Annotated in this window: 11 protein-coding genes; 5 read left to right on the top strand and 6 right to left on the bottom strand. The window is 66.1% G+C overall.

All coding sequences use genetic code 11. The features are described 5' to 3' along the window. Nucleotides 1-55: 55 nt before the first annotated feature. Both dbpA and AC1VNM_RS25705 read left to right on the top strand, forming a co-directional pair. Nucleotides 56-1,396 (top strand): ATP-dependent RNA helicase DbpA, encoded by a 1,341-nt coding sequence (gene dbpA / locus AC1VNM_RS25710; protein WP_377161588.1) that lies wholly within the window; start codon nucleotides 56-58, stop codon nucleotides 1,394-1,396. Beyond that, nucleotides 1,393-2,640, top strand: a complete 1,248-nt coding sequence (locus tag AC1VNM_RS25705) for a DEAD/DEAH box helicase (RefSeq protein WP_483108790.1) — start codon at nucleotides 1,393-1,395, stop codon at nucleotides 2,638-2,640. The genes dbpA and AC1VNM_RS25705 overlap by 4 nt, the downstream gene beginning before the upstream one ends. A 28-nt stretch (nucleotides 2,641-2,668) precedes the next feature. Here the strand turns inward: AC1VNM_RS25705 and AC1VNM_RS25700 are convergent, their stop codons facing one another. Continuing rightward, nucleotides 2,669-3,022 (bottom strand): DUF1428 domain-containing protein, encoded by a 354-nt coding sequence (locus tag AC1VNM_RS25700; RefSeq protein ID WP_483108789.1) that lies wholly within the window; start codon nucleotides 3,020-3,022, stop codon nucleotides 2,669-2,671. A gap of 306 nt (nucleotides 3,023-3,328) precedes the next feature. Here AC1VNM_RS25700 and AC1VNM_RS25695 point away from each other — a divergent pair, with 306 nt between their 5' ends. Continuing rightward, a complete protein-coding gene (locus AC1VNM_RS25695) occupies nucleotides 3,329-4,918 on the top strand; it encodes a chitinase (RefSeq protein ID WP_483108788.1) in 1,590 nt (529 codons plus the stop codon). A gap of 55 nt (nucleotides 4,919-4,973) precedes the next feature. Here the strand turns inward: AC1VNM_RS25695 and AC1VNM_RS25690 are convergent, their stop codons facing one another. From AC1VNM_RS25690 to AC1VNM_RS25680, 3 genes are all read right to left on the bottom strand, one after another. Continuing rightward, complete coding sequence (locus AC1VNM_RS25690; protein ID WP_483108787.1) at nucleotides 4,974-5,573, bottom strand: flavin reductase family protein; 600 nt, start codon at nucleotides 5,571-5,573, stop codon at nucleotides 4,974-4,976. Nucleotides 5,574-6,083: 510 nt separating this feature from the next. Next, a complete protein-coding gene (locus AC1VNM_RS25685; protein WP_483108786.1) occupies nucleotides 6,084-8,837 on the bottom strand; it encodes a hypothetical protein in 2,754 nt (917 codons plus the stop codon). Between the two features lie 635 nt (nucleotides 8,838-9,472). Continuing rightward, nucleotides 9,473-9,754, bottom strand: a complete 282-nt coding sequence (locus tag AC1VNM_RS25680) for a hypothetical protein (protein ID WP_483108785.1) — start codon at nucleotides 9,752-9,754, stop codon at nucleotides 9,473-9,475. A 248-nt stretch (nucleotides 9,755-10,002) separates the two neighbouring features. On the opposite strand from AC1VNM_RS25680, the gene AC1VNM_RS25675 reads away from it, so the two are divergent. Both AC1VNM_RS25675 and AC1VNM_RS25670 read left to right on the top strand, forming a co-directional pair. Then, the gene (locus tag AC1VNM_RS25675; protein WP_483108784.1) at nucleotides 10,003-11,019 is read left to right on the top strand and encodes a hypothetical protein; all 1,017 of its coding nucleotides are present in this window, start codon (nucleotides 10,003-10,005) and stop codon (nucleotides 11,017-11,019) included. A gap of 72 nt (nucleotides 11,020-11,091) precedes the next feature. Then, entirely contained in the window at nucleotides 11,092-11,664 is a 573-nt protein-coding gene (locus tag AC1VNM_RS25670) for a hypothetical protein (protein ID WP_483108783.1), read from the top strand. Here the strand turns inward: AC1VNM_RS25670 and AC1VNM_RS25665 are convergent. Both AC1VNM_RS25665 and AC1VNM_RS25660 read right to left on the bottom strand, forming a co-directional pair. Next, complete coding sequence (locus AC1VNM_RS25665) at nucleotides 11,661-12,272, bottom strand: DUF2939 domain-containing protein (protein ID WP_483108782.1); 612 nt, start codon at nucleotides 12,270-12,272, stop codon at nucleotides 11,661-11,663. The two genes, AC1VNM_RS25670 and AC1VNM_RS25665, sit on opposite strands and share 4 nt — an antisense overlap. 67 nt (nucleotides 12,273-12,339) lie before the next feature. Next, nucleotides 12,340-15,093: a TonB-dependent receptor gene (locus AC1VNM_RS25660; RefSeq protein ID WP_483108781.1), complete on the bottom strand. Its 2,754-nt coding sequence runs from the start codon at nucleotides 15,091-15,093 to the stop codon at nucleotides 12,340-12,342. Between the last annotated feature and the right edge of the window lie 28 nt (nucleotides 15,094-15,121).

Here is a 15,121-nt window from a genome sequence, read left to right as displayed (position 1 = left end):
GCCGCCGGCGGCGCCTAGCGCCACTTCCTTCGACAGCCTGCCCCTGCCGCCCGCGATGCGGGCGAACCTGCAGCAGCTCGGCTACCTCTCGATGACGCCCATCCAGGCCGCCAGCCTGCCGCTCGCGCTGGCCGGCAAGGACCTGATCGCGCAGGCGAAGACGGGCAGCGGCAAGACCGCCGCGTTCTCGCTGCCGCTGCTGACCAACCTGAATCCGCGCCGCTTCGCCGTGCAGGCGCTGGTGCTGTGCCCGACGCGCGAGCTCGCCGAACAGGTGACGCAGGAGATCCGCCGCCTGGCGCGCGCCGAGGACAACATCAAGATCCTGACGCTGTGCGGCGGCGCGCCGATCCGCAACCAGCTCGCGAGCCTGTCGCACGGCGCGCACATCGTCGTCGGCACGCCGGGCCGCATCCTGGACCACCTGCAGCGCGAGACGCTCACGCTGGAGGCGCTGAACACGCTGGTGCTCGACGAGGCCGATCGCATGCTCGACATGGGCTTCGCCGAGGACATCGCGCAGGTGATCGCGAACTGCCCGAAGACGCGCCAGACGCTGCTGTTCTCCGCCACCTATCCGGACGGCGTGAAGTCCATCGCGACGCGCTTCATGCGCGCGCCGCAGGAAGTGACGCTCACCGAGAAGCACGCCGCCGGCAAGATCCGCCAGCGCTTCTACGAGGTGAAGGAGAACGAGCGCCTGCATGCCGTCGGCCTGCTGCTCAACCACTTCCGCCCGGCCAGCACGCTGGCCTTCTGCAACACCAAGCAGCAGTGCCGCGACCTCGTCGCCGTGCTGCAGGCCGAGGGCATCGTCGCGCTGGAACTGCACGGCGACCTCGACCAGCGCGACCGCGACCAGGTGCTGGTGCAATTCGCCAACCGCAGCTGCAGCGTGCTCGTGGCGACGGACGTGGCGGCGCGCGGACTGGACATCGCGCAGCTGGAAGCCGTCATCAACGTCGACATCACACCTGACCCCGAAGTCCACGTGCATCGCGTCGGCCGCACCGGCCGCGCGGACGAAGCGGGCTGGGCATTCAGCCTGGCCAGCCTCGACGAGATGGGTCGCGTCGGCCGCATCGACCAGATGCAGGGCAGCGTCACGCCGTGGCATCCGCTGACCGAGCTCACCACCGAGCCCGGCGCCGAGCCGCTGCATCCGCCGATGGTCACGCTGCAGATCCTGGGCGGCCGCAAGGAGAAGATCCGTCCGGGCGACGTGCTGGGCGCGCTGACCAAGGACCTCGGATTCGACGGCGCGCAGATCGGCAAGATCAACGTCAACGAGTTCTCGACCTACGTCGCCGTCGAGCGCGGCATCGCCGACCAGGCGCTGCGCAAGCTCAACGCCGGCAAGGTGAAGGGCAAGTCGGTGAAGGTGCGCCTGCTGTGAGCACGGAGAACACCTTCGCCGCGCTGGGCCTGGCGACGCGCCTCGTGCGCGCCGCCGACGAGCTCGGCTTTGAAGTGCCCACACCGATCCAGGCGGCCGCGATGCCGCCGATCATCGAAGGCCGCGACCTGCTGGGCTCCGCGGCGACGGGCTCCGGCAAGACGGCGGCCTTCGTCTTCCCGATGCTGCATCGCATCGATGCCCGCGTCCGGCCCGCGCTGCGTCGCACGCAGGCGCTGGTGCTGGTGCCCACGCGCGAACTCGCCGCCCAGGTCGGCGAGACGGTGATCCAGGTCGGACGTTTCCTCGACGAGCCGCTGAAGGTCTCGGTGTTGTACGGCGGCGTGTCGATCAATCCGCAGATGATGGCGCTGCGTGGCGGCGCGGACGTCGTCGTCGCGACGCCGGGCCGGCTGCTGGACATCGTCGAGAAGAATGCGCTCAAGCTCTCCGACGTGGAGTGCCTGGTGCTGGACGAGGCCGATCGCCTGCTCGACGCCGGCTTCGCCGACGAGCTGGCGCGGGTGCTGGCGCTGCTGCCGAAGCGTCGACAGAACCTGCTGTTCTCCGCCACCTTCCCGGCGGCGGTGCAGACGCTGGCGGACCAGCTGCTGCACGATCCGGTGCGCATCGAGGTCAGCGGCGAGCCGGCCACCGAAGGCCAGATCGAGGAACACGCGGTCGAGGTCGACGCCGCGAAGCGCACGCCGCTGCTGCGTCACATGATCGAGCAGGGCGAGTGGTCGCGCGTGCTCGTCTTCGTCGCGACGCGCTACGCCTGCGATCACGTGGCCGACAAGCTGCGCCGGAACGGCCTGGAGGCCGCGGCCTTCCACGGCGATGCGAGCCAAGGGGCGCGCACGCGCACGCTGGCGGACTTCAAGGCCGGTCGGATCCGGGTGCTCGTCGCCACCGACCTCGGCGCACGCGGCATCGACATCGCGCGGCTGCCGGTGGTGGTGAACTACGACCTGCCGCGCGCCGCGGACGACTACACGCACCGCATCGGCCGCACCGCGCGCGCCGGCGCCAGCGGGCTCGCGGTGAGCTTCATCAGCGCGGCCACGGAGGCGCACTTCCGCCTGATCGAGAAGCGCCAGGGCCGGCGCGTCGAGCGCGAGCGGATCGCCGGCTTCGAGCCGACCGAGATCGCCACGCCCGAGGCCGCCACCGGCGGCGTCAAGGGCAGGCGGCCGAGCAAGAAGGACAAGCTGCGCGCGGCGGCAGCGGCAGCGGGCAAGTGACGGTCGAGCCTCCTGGACGGAGGCTCGCTCAAGCGTCGACGATGACCTCGAAGCCCCCGAAGATCATGCGCTGGCCGTCGAAGGGCATGTCCTTCGGATCATGGTTCATGCGCGGGTCTTCCATCGCCTTCTTCATGCCTTCATCGCGCACCTGGCGCGACGGCCAGACGATCCACGAGAACACCACCGTCTCGTCCGGCTTGCGCTGCACGGCCATCGGGAACGAGGTCACCTTGCCCTCGGGCACGTCGTCGCCCCAGCACTCGACGACCTTGAGCGCGCCGTGGTCCTTGAACACCGCCGAGGCGTCCTGCGCCAGTTGGCGATAGGCCTCGCGCTTGGCGGTCGGCACGGCGATCACGAATCCATCCACGTAGTCCATTGCGGTTCTCCGGTTGTTGGCGCGGCTCGATGCCGCTCCCTTGCACGACGAATGGCGACGAGCGGGATCGACAGGATAGGGGGAGCTGGCCACACGCCTTGTCACCATGATCCGGGTTTTCCCGCTGCGCCAGATCGTCCAGATTTCGGAAAGTGGTATCCAAGCGGTGGCAATAAAACTGGATTCTTCTAATACCAGTGAAGATCCACCGACGACGCAATCCGCCGACTGGCCTCAACATCGAGGCCTCCGGCGGCTTTGGTGCGGGCTCGGGACCCGCTTCGGTCTTACCTTGGAACCACTGCCATGACCGTCTCCGTCCGACGCCCCTCCTCTGCCACCTCCGCCCCGCTGCGGCTGATCGTCGCCCTCGGCGCCGCCGCGCTCACCTTGCAGGCGGTCGCGCAGACCGCCGCGGCCTGGAAGCCCGACACCTACTACACCGCCGGCACCGTCGTCAGCTACAACGGCCAGCTCTACCGGGCCACGGTCAACCAGACCGACTACGCCAGCACCGGCTGGAACCCGACCAACGCATCGCTGTGGACCTTGGTCGGCCCCGCGAGCGGTCCGGCACCTTCGCCCGCTCCGTCGCCGGCGCCCACGCCGAGCCCGGCGCCCAGTCCCGCGCCCGCTCCCACGCCGACCCCGTCCCCCGCCCCTGCGCCGCAGGGCGCATGGAATGCGGCAACGGCCTATTCGGGCGGCGCGATCGTCAGCTACCAGGGCGTGATCTACCGCGCCAACTGGTGGACGCAGGGCGACAACCCCGCGACGCGCAACGGCCCGGTCGGCACGGGCCAGCCGTGGACGATCTACAGCGGCACCACGCCGCCCGCCCCGTCACCGGCGCCGACGCCCGCGCCCTCTCCTGCACCGACGCCGGCACCCGGTCCCGCGCCCACGCCGGCCCCGTCGCCTGGCCCGGCGCCCGCGCCCGGCAAGCACCAGCTGATCGGCTACTGGCACAACTTCACCAACCCGGCCGGCCCGACCTTCCCGATCAGCGAGGTCTCCGCCGACTACGACGTGATCGTCGTCGCCTTCGCGGACGATGCCGGCAACGGCAGCATCGCCTTCAACCTCGACCCGAGCGCCGGCGGTGAGGCGCGCTTCATCGCGGACGTGGCGGCCGCGCGGTCCAAGGGCAAGAAGGTCGTGCTGTCCTTCGGCGGCCAGAACGGCACGGTGACGCTCAACAACGCGGCGCAGGTGACCAACTTCGTCAACAGCGTCGAGGCCATCATGCGGCGCTACGGCTTCGACGGCATCGACATCGACCTGGAGAGCGGCGCCGGCGTCACCTCGGGCGCGCCGGTGCAGGCCAACCTGGTCAGCGCGGTCAAGCAATTGAAGGCGCGCATCGGCAGCGGCTTCTACCTGTCGATGGCGCCGGAGCATCCGTACGTCCAGGGCGGCTACGTCGCCTACAGCGGCATCTGGGGCGCCTACCTGCCGATCATTGACGGCCTGCGCGACGAGCTGAACGTGCTCCACGTCCAGTACTACAACAACGGCGCCGTCTACACGCCGTACGCGACGCAGGGCCTGGCCGAAGGCAGCGCCGACATGCTGGTGGCCACCAGCCGGATGCTGATCGAGGGATTCACGACCAACAACGGCACCGGGCCGTTCGTGTTCCGCGGGCTGCGGCCGGACCAGGTCGCGTTCGGGTTGCCGTCGGGTCCGTCGTCGGCCAACAGCGGCCAGGCGAGCGTCGCGACGATCACGGCGGCGCTCAACTGCCTGACGAAGCTGTCGCAATGCGGCGCGATCAAGCCGCCGCAGGCCTATCCGACGCTGCGCGGCGTGATGACGTGGTCGATCAACTGGGACCGCCACGACGGGCTGGGCTTCTCGCGCGGCGTGAGGTCGTCGCTCAACGCGCTGCCCTGAAGCGCGGTCGACAGGAACGGGGCCGACCGGGAGGTCGGCCCTTCCGCCGCGTCGCTCAGTCCGGCCTTGCCATGACGAACTTGTCGCCCAGCTCGAAATAGTCGCCCGGTCCGCCGCCTCGCAGGATCAGCCCCGCGCCGGCGGTGTCGAACACCCCGTCCTTCAACAGGGCCGGCGAGATGTGCATCAGCAAGACCTGACCCAGGATCATCCAGGTGTCCACGGGCTCAGCGTCCATGGAGTTCAGCTGGATGATCTGGGACACCTTGCATTCGAAGGCGACGGGGCTCTCTCCGACGCGTGGCGGCCCCACCTTCACGGACGCGACCTCGGTCAGTTTCCCCAGCTCGAATTCATTGACGCCGCGAGGGACCCGCGCACACGTCGCGTTCATGGCCTCGGCCAACTCGCGCGTGGCGAGATTCCAGACGAACTCGCCGGTCTCCTCGATGTTGCGCAACGAGTCCTTCCGGCCAATGCTGGAGAAGCCAATGATCGGCGGCGTGTAGTTCAACGCCGTGAAGAAGCTGTAGGGCGCCAGGTTCACGACGCCGGCCTTGCTCTTCGTGGACATCCACCCGATGGGTCGAGGTCCGACGATGGCGTTGAACGGGTTGTGGGGAAGGTTCGGCGCGGTGGGGTCGTAGGTGTGCATGCGGGGCGTGGACGGCGTTCGGACGGATGTCGATGGTCCATTCTGGCAAGGGCGATGTCGCGGGTCTGTGAAGACCGATGCGACGGAGAGCGCAGCGAGGCAAGAGACGTTCGGGCGGTCGGTTCAGGCTGGGCGCGGACCGGACTCAATCCACACCGATTCGCCCGGGTGGTGGTCCTCAATGACCCAGAGCGCCCGCTGGATGCTTCCCGCATCGACCAGTGCGTATTCAAGGCGGGTGACCTGCCTCGGAGGGCTCGAGCCGAACTCCTCCTGTGATATCGCGTCGCACGCACACCAAACACTGTCGTCGGGCAGCAATCTGAGCAGCACCTGCTGGAGACCAGATTTCGTTAGCGCGAGGAACACCATACATGTGGAAAGAGTGAGGCGCGCAGTATGTCCGCTTCCGCTGCGTTGCCACCGCCGCTCTAGGCTGCGAGCCGTCGTTCACCAATGTCCGCTTTGTGGTTCCCTCTCATGTCCTCAGCCCCACAAGTCACCCGGCGGTCAAGGAGTTACTGGGAACTCCGTCTTGTCCAAAGCCGGCATGTCATCCCCGACGAACGCGAGAGAAATCGTCCAGGCAGCTTTCTTGTCCGCTATCTGCTTCGCTACATCCGGTGGAGCCGTCACCTTGAACTTGCAGGTGAGCTTTGTACGGTCGCAGACAGCGTCGTTCAAAACGAACTGCGCTCCATCCACGTCTGCCGTGCTCCTGAGGCGAAGGCGTGAGTCGCCCGCACCGGCGAAACCGTCAATCACGGCTTGGGAGAAGGCGACGTTGAACGTCAGCGGCAACTGCTTGAGCGTGCCAACGGCTGACGCCTGCACCTGTGCAGATTGGGCGCTGGGAAAGTACACCAAATTGCGCGCGACAGGGATTTCCTGCGCCGTCGCTCCCTGGGCCTTCTTCACCACCAAAAAGACGTCGAGAAGACGGCCCGCACCGATGCCCTGCAGCGGGTCAGGGATAAATGAAACGCGGCGTCCATCAGTAGAAACATCTGCCGCTACTTTCGCGTCCAGCGCTGCGTTCGACGGGTCTTTGACGTGCACTTCGACAAGGCTAGCAGCATCAAGTCTTGCGCTGAGGTCGAAACCTGTGCGTTCCCCAGCGACAAGCCGGCGGGAGAATCCGGTGGCGGTGACCCCCGCCAAGTCGGCAGAGCGCTGAATCTGTGCGCTCCCAACCAAGACCTTACCCTCTGATGTGAAAAGCATGATGTCAGCGCGCCCGCGCTTCATGCCCTTTCCAACAGGGCTCTCCACACGGTTGAATACCGCCTGCACCCCTCTCATGTCCGGCGTAAGAGAAATCGCGTCAGCCTTTTGCCCGCCTAGGAACACCTCCGTCGCGCGCCAAAGATTGCTGCCGGTGATGAGAATCCGAGCCGTTTGCCCCTCCGTCAGGTCCAACCATTGAAAGTCGTTCGCCAGAGGCATGCGAGGACGCAACCTGTCCTCACTTTGAGCCATAAGCTCGCTGTCGCGGCGCGGGAGGAAGACAGAAATTTTTTGACCTCTCCGACAGCCCGGGCCAACGCTCTCAGTCTCAACAGGCAAAGCCTTGCCGTCTTGCCCAACTTGCAGCCCCGTTTCGGTGAACCAATAGGTCCGGATGCAAACACTCAGCTTAGGCACCCAAGCGGGCACTGACAGCGTCGCCGACACAGATTGCTGTTTGGCGTGCTGGCGAAAGTTTGCGGAGGAGCCGTTGCCAGCAAGCTGAAACTGGGGGCCAATCAACCACCCGACGATGGTGCTCTCCTGCTTTAACGCAGCATTTTCAGGCGACGGCTCTGCACGCCGACCGTCCCCAAAACCCACGATGAGCGGCTGCCTGCGAACAGCCTGATAGAGAGCGTCGTTGGCTCTGACTTGCTGCAGCGCTCCCGAGATACCGGCACCAGGAGTCAGCGCGCTCAGGCCAAGCAGAAGTTCATTTGCTGCCCGACTTCCGCCTAGTTCCGAAAGGCGCTGGACTGCCTCTCTAGGAGTTACGGCATAGCTCTTAATACCTGCTCCGCCGAACAGCGAGGTGCTGAGCGAATTGACAAATGATTTCTTGTCCTCGTAGGGGGGGCACCCGAAGCGCTCGAATTGCGCTTGAAGGCGCGCCAGCCCCAACCGGTCGCCTATCTTTGGAATGTCATCCCAAAGCATCGTGACGTTCACTCTTTCCCTGAAGCGGCGCTCCATGCCTGGCGGAATTATCTCGTCTGACCTCAGCCCAATCCGTTCACGGTAGCGAGCCTCCGTGACCATCTCCAGGTAGCAGCTTGCCGGAGAGTTGGCAAGGCGACGGGCCTCTGCTTCCACCAATAGCTGACGCAGGCCTTGAACCGCATCTACTGACATTGCCCAACCACGGCCCTTCGCAGATGGCGTCACTTTAAGGTGGGTTAACCACCCTCTCGCTTCGTAGTCGACAACTGATTGCTCTCTGGCTGCCAACTCCGTGATTGCGCATTCAACGCTCACCAAGTTCAAGCTGTCCCGCCTTTCAACCGGACACTCATCCTCGACCCTCGTCTGAATTTGGCGAAGCATTGCGTCAACGCGCGCAGTCGCCTCCTGCTCATAGATGCGCCGAAATTTCGTCGCCATCTCATATGGTGGGTCGGGTTCAGTAAAGACTGTTGCCTCAACAACAGCAACAGCGCTGGTATCCCACTGCGGCCGGGTCGTGACATCAAAGGTAAGTCGGTAGAGCGTGTTTCCGCCAATGTCATGCGCGTCGTCAAGCGCGTTCTCGATGCGCGCAGTTCGAATTTCCTCGCGGACGGCCAACAGGTCGCGAAACCGGTCGATTGGGGAAGCCTGCACGCTCGCCCTCGAAGCTTCCGAACCTCCCGGCGGAACAATCGCCGTCGATTTGCTATCCAGCAGCGCTCGACCGGGCAGGCTCGCGTCGAGTCCAGGGGTGGTCGACCCCACGCTAGGAATGTTGGGGGCACTTGCCGGCGCGCCCGGCGTGACTGGTGAGAACGTCACGCCAAGGTCTTTGAACTGCGAGTTCGCTTGCTCCCAGGTCAGTTCGCCCTTGTTCAACTTTCCCGTGACGCTTCTGATTGCCGCCAACCGCGCCTGCTCGGCCGCCTCCATCGCCGCAGCGGAGGATTTGACCCCAGAGATGGCCGCGCCCTGTTGCGCTGCGTAGAGCCGGTATGCAGGGTCGACTTGTGCCTTCAGTTGCGCGCTTGTATAGGCGAGGTTCTTGATGTCAACCAGCCCCTCGTATCCCAAGTCTGCCTCGCTCACCCGGTTCAACTGCTCGCTCAGCCAGCGGTCTTGCTCCAAGCGGTCGTTGACGAGTCGCTCTCGTCCAGCTACCCGAGGCGCGCTCACAAGGATGTCGCCGTATGTCGTACCAGGCTCGTTGCGGACCACGGGATTGGAAGTTCCGCAACCGGCCAATAGCAAGCTGATGACAATCCCGACCTTGGCAGACTGACCGCTCGTTCCGTGTATCTTCACTTGGCGCTCCCTAGACACGGCGGCATCCCGCCCACGCCCCCCCGAGCGCGCCCGTCAATTGAAGCAGCCGCTACTACAGGGCGACATCCACAAAACTGTGGAGGCGTCGCGATAGCCGCTCTGCGAGATTCCGTCTCTCAGGTCGCCGACCTGGATTCCATCCGAACGAGCTGAATCGCCCCAGCATTCGTGGAGGCAGGTTGGTGTGAGTTAGACCGGGACTGGCTTGAAGTCAAGCGTTGAATGGCCGCTTTACGGCACTGAGTTCGTCAAGCTGAAGGCCCGGACCCGCTGCACAGCCGTCGGCCTATTCAGGCAGGAAGCGCTTTTCGCTGCCCCCCCCTGAGGGACGACGCTCAACCCGTTTCGGACATTGCCGGCGCCGGAATCAGCGCCACAAAGCAATCGTCGAAATAGGCTTATCCGATGACGTCGCCGCCTTCGTCGACGCGAATGGATGCACCGGAGTAGAAAGTCTCGCGTCTGTCGAACTCGCCAGTGGCAATGAGGTCTCGCTCCTTGACGCTCCAGCACTCGCCCGTCGAATAGATGTGTACGGCGTAGCCGACAAGCGTGCCGTCGTCTTCGACCGACTTACCCAACACCGCTGCAAGCTGGCCATTGATCTCGGCAAGCTCCTCGTCGGTGGACGAGATGCATACCTTTGCGTAGAACTCAAATAGCGTTGCGCGCTGCGCCATCTATCGCGTCCCTCAGTTGTGGCACGTCACGAGTCCTCAGGGTACCGGAAAGCAGCCATCGCGTTCGGGTGCAACCGGCCTGCAATCGCGCGGGATGGCGCCACGGCAGCATGGATTGCACGCGGCTACGACTGCAAAGAAGCGGCAGAGCTGCTCGACAACTGGCCATTGCCACCACCATCGGAGTGAGGCGGAGCGGCGGAAAGCATCGGCCCGCCATCGGTCGGCAGGCATGAATAATCCGCCCCATGACCTCCCCAAGCCGCCTCGCCGCCTTCCTGCTTGCCGCCGCATCGATCGCGCCACTTTCCGCGCTCGCCGAGACCCCACTGGTGGAGGCCCAGTCGCGGGTGGCGCTGGCGTCCCTCCAAGGCGGCGTGACCAAGGCCCTCAACGCCGGGCGCATCGATCCTGCCGTGGCCGCCTGCGTGCAGGCGCTGCCTCCGGCGTCCTTCCATGGCGTCATCCGCCAGCTGGTGGAGAACGCGTTCGAACCGGGCTGGGACCGCATGGTGGACACCTTCCTGGAATCCCCGGTGGGACAGAAGCACGCCAAGCGGGCCTGGCTGCGGGCCTATCGCAACCTGCAGCTTCCGCTGCCGGAGCCGATGCCGGAATTCCATGCGGAGGACAAGCAGCAGCTGGAGATGTTCTCCAGCCTGACCGATGTGCAGCGCTACCTGAAGGAAGACTTCCTGGCCGGTCCCGACGCCTCGCCAGCGATCTCGCGCCGGGTGCGAGACCTGGTGCAAGGCTGCGCGGCGTCGGTCAAGGCGGCAGGCCCCGCATCGGCATCGCCTGGCCCTGCGGCGTCGGGTGCCCTGCCCGCCGGCTCGCCGACGACCGAGAGCCGTGATGCCTCGATGGCCGCCGTCGCCACGGCCAACGACATCATCCGGCGCATCGGCCAGGAGTGCCTGAACCTGTTGAATCGGCCGGAATCGCCCAAGGATCTGGTCGTGGCCTGGCAGAAGCGCAATCAGGTCTTCGTGAATGCCGCGGCGAAGTACGAGGCCGCACGCATGGCCGAAGCACGCGCGCAAGGCGGCAAGCCGCAGGCGGACCAGGTGTGGCAGCAGATGACCAGCGCGGTGCGCGGCAACTCGCAGGCCGCCGTGCGCTCGATGCTGGACAAGCCGGACCGGACGGCCGCCTGCCAGCGGGCCATGAACGTGGTCGAAGCCGGCGGCTTCGACATCAGGCCGGAGCTGCCGATGTACGGAGAGATTCAATCGCTGGTCGCCTGGGCGGCGGGGCGTCCTTGAGACGCGGCCGGCATGCCTGGCGCCATGACACCAGTCCGCTGGTGGCAGTCGCGGCGGAATCTTCGGAACTGGATGGGCAACGATGAGACGTCTTCATCCGGCCTGCTCGTCGCGCTGGCCATCATGGCAACCGCTTCCCATGCCTCCCAACCGTTCAATGGCAGACATGACGTCCCATTCGTCGCGCCACCGCCACCGCCGCCACCCCCTCGGTCCGAGGCCACCCGGCCGTTGCTCCTGCTGCTCAAGCGGGTCTGCGACCTGGGCTTGATCTTCGAGCCGGTGATCCTGGCGGACTACCTGCCCTTCGCTCTTCGTACCTCTTTCTACGAGGACCCGGTCGTGCTCCGTGCCGACAAAGCTCCCACGCCGCTGGGCATGACAGCGACCTACGAGCGCAAGCTCTGGGAGGCGCAGCCGTCCATCACGTTGGCCTGGCCCGCCAGCCCGCTCGTCAGCATTCCGAGCTACGACGTCTACGCGGCCATCGGCATGCCGGACGACGTCGAAGCGTTCGGCGCCCGAGACAGCGGCGGCGGACGCGTCGAGATCTACGAGCAGATCTGCAAGTCGAACAGCCGATTGCTGGTGGTCTTCGGACGCGACAGCGACGATGTCCTCAGGCTGGTCCTCACCGCGCGCTAGGACAACGCCGGCAACCGGATTTCCGTCAGCACCCACGACGCGAATCCCCGTCGCTGGAAGACCAGCCCGGTACGGCGATCCTCGGCCTGTCCCGCGCGGCGGGCGTAGAGGATGAAGGTATCGACGCCGGGGCGTTCCGTCGTCCAGATGGGTTCGCGCTTCGAGGGCGCCTTGTTGCCGTCGGACTCACCCTCCTCGTCGACGGGCGTATCGCCAGGCGTCTTCGCGCGCGACTCGCGGCGGGGCATCAGCTTGCCTTCCTGCATGATCCGCATGACGGCTTCCGGGCGCACGAACGCTTCCACCATGCGATCGACCATCGCCGTCGCGAACAAGGAGCCCAACGCCGCGCCGGCCTTGGCGATGTCGCTGCCGGACTCGGACCGCTCGGTCGCGCGAGCGCCGATGGCGGCCGACAACTGGCCCTTCAGGTTCTCACGCAGCAGCGGATAGTCGACGCGTTCGTTGAACGCCGTCGCATCGCCGGCCTTTGCGGCATTCCGCATCTGGTGGATCGCCAGCCACGGCGACCAGTACCAGTAGGCGGCGAGCGCCAGGACCGCCGCGATCAGCGCGGCCTTCGAAAACTTCCGAGCGGTGGGGGTCATCCCTTGCCTTGCGTTTGATGCACCGGGGACCAGTGTAGAAAACTCAAGGCAGGGAAGCGTCGCGGGATCAGTAATCGATCCCCACCCGGATCCCGAAGGTCCGCGGATCGTTCCAGTAGCTGCGCACGAAACCGCCGCCATCCTGCGCGGCGTTCTTCGTCATCTTGTTGGTCGCGTTCAGCACGTAGATCTCCGCATGCCAGTCCTTGGGCGCCTGCAGCCGCAGGCTCGCATCGACCTTGGCGAAGGCCTTCTGCCCGTCGGAGATGTGCGCGTTGTCCAGGTTGCGCAGCGTGAAGTACATCTTGTCCTGCCACTTCACGTTGACCCACGGCGTCAGCTCCCAACCCTCGCCGAAGCGGAAGCTCTGCGAGAAGTTGATGCCGAAGCTGTACTTCGGCGACAGCGGCAGGTGGTTGCCGGTGATGTCGTAGATCTGCCGGCCGGCGTTCTCGCGGATCGGACCGGTGTAGGGGTCAGGACATGCCGGCGCGCCCATCTCGGCGCGCGTGCCGCAGTTCCAGCTGTCGCTGAAGGACGGGTAGTCCTTCATCCTGCTGTTGATGTAGCTGAAGAAGGCGCCGAGCCGCGCACCCGCCCACGGCTTGTAGTCGACCTCCAGCTCCAGCCCGGGGATGTCGACGACACCGACGTTCACCGTCTGCCACTTGGTGACGATGTCGCAGGTCGGGTTCTCGTCGGGGCACGGCCCCACCTGCTTCACCCTCGAGGCGAAGAAGTCGCCCGTGACCTGCATGTCCTTGTAGCGGCTGTAGAAGAAGGTCGCCGACAGGCTCAAGCGCTTGTCCAGCATCAGGCCCTTGTAGCCGAGCTCGAAGTTGGTGACGGTCTCCGGCTTGTAGGGGAAGAAGGTGTACTGCGGGCCCGCCGGTCCGTCGACGCATTCCTTGCCGCCGCACCTGTCGTCCTTGTCGCCGAAGCCGCCCGCCTTGTAGCCCGACGACAGCGAGGTGTAGACCATGTCCAGCGGCGTCAGCTGCTTGCGCAGGCCGAGGCGGTAGGTGAACTTCTTCCAGCTCTCGCTGTGGTCGTTGCCCGCGGGCTCGCCCCACAGGCCGTACGCGCCGGGACCGGCGAAGGGTCCCATCTGCTCGGTCAGGTCGCGGCCGTTGTGCGGGCGGAAGCCCGGCGTGCCGGGCGTGCCCGGATCGAAGAGGCCGTTGTAGTACGCCGGCGTCGAGCCGTCCCAGCCGCCGTAGACGCGCCCGCCCTTGTCGGTCTTCTTGTCGAAGCTGATGCGGCCGCCCACCGTCGCCGTCCAGGTCGGCATGAAGGTCCAGTCGGCCTGCGCGAACAGCGCCTTCGCGTCGATCTGGCGATCGGGCTGCTGATAGTACTGGCTGGTCGGGAAGCCGTAGGGCGCGGTGATCAGCTGCTCCTGCGCATAGTCGATCGCGTTCTTCTCGTGCATCCAGAACAGGCCGGTGACGAGCTGCACGTTGTCGGTGTGATGCTTGAACTGCAGCTCGTGCACCTGCGACTTGTACGTGGAGCCCAGCGTCAGCGAGGTCTCGTCACGGAGCGGCCAGGTGCCCCAATCACCGTCCGGTCCGACCGGCCAGGTCGCCGTGACCTGGCGCGACAGCGGGTAGTAGCCGCCGTCGTCGTCCGACTGCTGCGAGCGTTTCTGCGTGGCGTAGGCGAAGCCGTACTCGATGCTCGACTGGTCGTTGAGCCGCCAGTTCAGGTTGGAGCGCACGGTGTCGATGGACATGTCCGTCTTGCCGGGCACGTTGACCTTCACGTCCCACTTGCCGCCGGGGCAGGCGAAGTCGGTGCCCGCGGCCATGTCGCAGTCCTTCATCGCGATCTCGCCGGCGCCCTTGTTCTGGAACTTCTCGTAGGCGACCAGCCATTCGAGGTCGCTGGAGAGCTTCACGCGGCCGGCGATGCGGGCCGCCCACTCGTCGCGGTTGTAGTAGTACTTGCTGCGCGGCACCTTGACGTTGCGGCGCTGGTCGACGTCGGGGATGCCGTCGGCGACGAAGCCGTGCTCGGGCATGTCGATGTCGGTGAAGTCCTGCTGCTGGTTGATCCAGCCGTCGCGCTTGATCTTGCTGACGGTGGCACGCAGCGCGATCGTGTCGTTGACGGCGATGTTCTGCACCAGGTTGAGCTGGCGCTTGCGGTAGTTCCCGAGGTCCAGCTCCGCCGTGCCGTAGGTCGCGCCGAACTCGGGCTTGGCCGGGATGATGTTGATGCTGCCGCCGGTGGAGTTGCGCCCGAACAGCGTGCCCTGCGGGCCGCGCAGCACTTCCACCTGTTCCAGGTCGAACATCAGCGCCAGCGCGCCCTGCGGCCGCGGCGAGTACAGGCCGCCCACGTGCAGGCCCACGGCCGGATCGCCGACCTCGGTGAAGTTGGTCGAGCCCACGCCGCGGATGTTGATCTGCACGCCCGAATCGGCGCCCTGCGAGATCTGCAGGTTCGGCACCTTGCCGGAGAGGCCGCGCACGTCGTGGATGCCTTCGCGGGTCAGGGCGTCCTGGGAGAGCGCCGTCACCGCCACGGGCGTCTGCAGCAGGCTGGATTTCACGCGCGTGGCGTTGACGGTGATCACCGGCAGCTCGTTCTTCTCCTTGTCCTTGATCTCGCGGCTGTCCGCCTTGCTCTCGGCTTTGCTGTCAGCCGTCGACTCGGCGGACGGCGGCGTCTGCGCCTGCGCGAAGGCGGTGGCGGCCAGCAGGCTCACGGCGGCGGCCGTGGCGGTGGTGGGGAATGCCGCGCGGACTGCGGCTCGGAGTGCGGGGCGGAAGGCGGGACGGAAGGCGGGGCGGAAGGCGGCTCGATCGGGTCTCATCACTGGGATCTCCATGGGTCTGGCAGGC

It is taken from the genome of Mitsuaria sp. MSU3D, from assembly GCF_056867975.1.
The sequence above is the reverse complement of the archived record's forward strand: the minus strand, read 5'-3'. Positions and strand labels throughout refer to the sequence as shown.

Coding starts and splice junctions, on each gene's coding strand:
- AC1VNM_RS25675 (WP_483108784.1), top strand. CDS start 10,003: ATGACCTCCCCAAGCCGCCTCGCCGCCTTCCTGCTTGCCGCCGCATCG.
- AC1VNM_RS25665 (WP_483108782.1), bottom strand. CDS start 12,272: ATGACCCCCACCGCTCGGAAGTTTTCGAAGGCCGCGCTGATCGCGGCG.
- dbpA (WP_377161588.1), top strand. CDS start 56: ATGCGGGCGAACCTGCAGCAGCTCGGCTACCTCTCGATGACGCCCATC.
- AC1VNM_RS25670 (WP_483108783.1), top strand. CDS start 11,092: ATGGGCAACGATGAGACGTCTTCATCCGGCCTGCTCGTCGCGCTGGCC.
- AC1VNM_RS25690 (WP_483108787.1), bottom strand. CDS start 5,573: ATGCACACCTACGACCCCACCGCGCCGAACCTTCCCCACAACCCGTTC.
- AC1VNM_RS25700 (WP_483108789.1), bottom strand. CDS start 3,022: ATGGACTACGTGGATGGATTCGTGATCGCCGTGCCGACCGCCAAGCGC.
- AC1VNM_RS25695 (WP_483108788.1), top strand. CDS start 3,329: ATGACCGTCTCCGTCCGACGCCCCTCCTCTGCCACCTCCGCCCCGCTG.
- AC1VNM_RS25660 (WP_483108781.1), bottom strand. CDS start 15,093: ATGAGACCCGATCGAGCCGCCTTCCGCCCCGCCTTCCGTCCCGCCTTC.
- AC1VNM_RS25680 (WP_483108785.1), bottom strand. CDS start 9,754: ATGGCGCAGCGCGCAACGCTATTTGAGTTCTACGCAAAGGTATGCATC.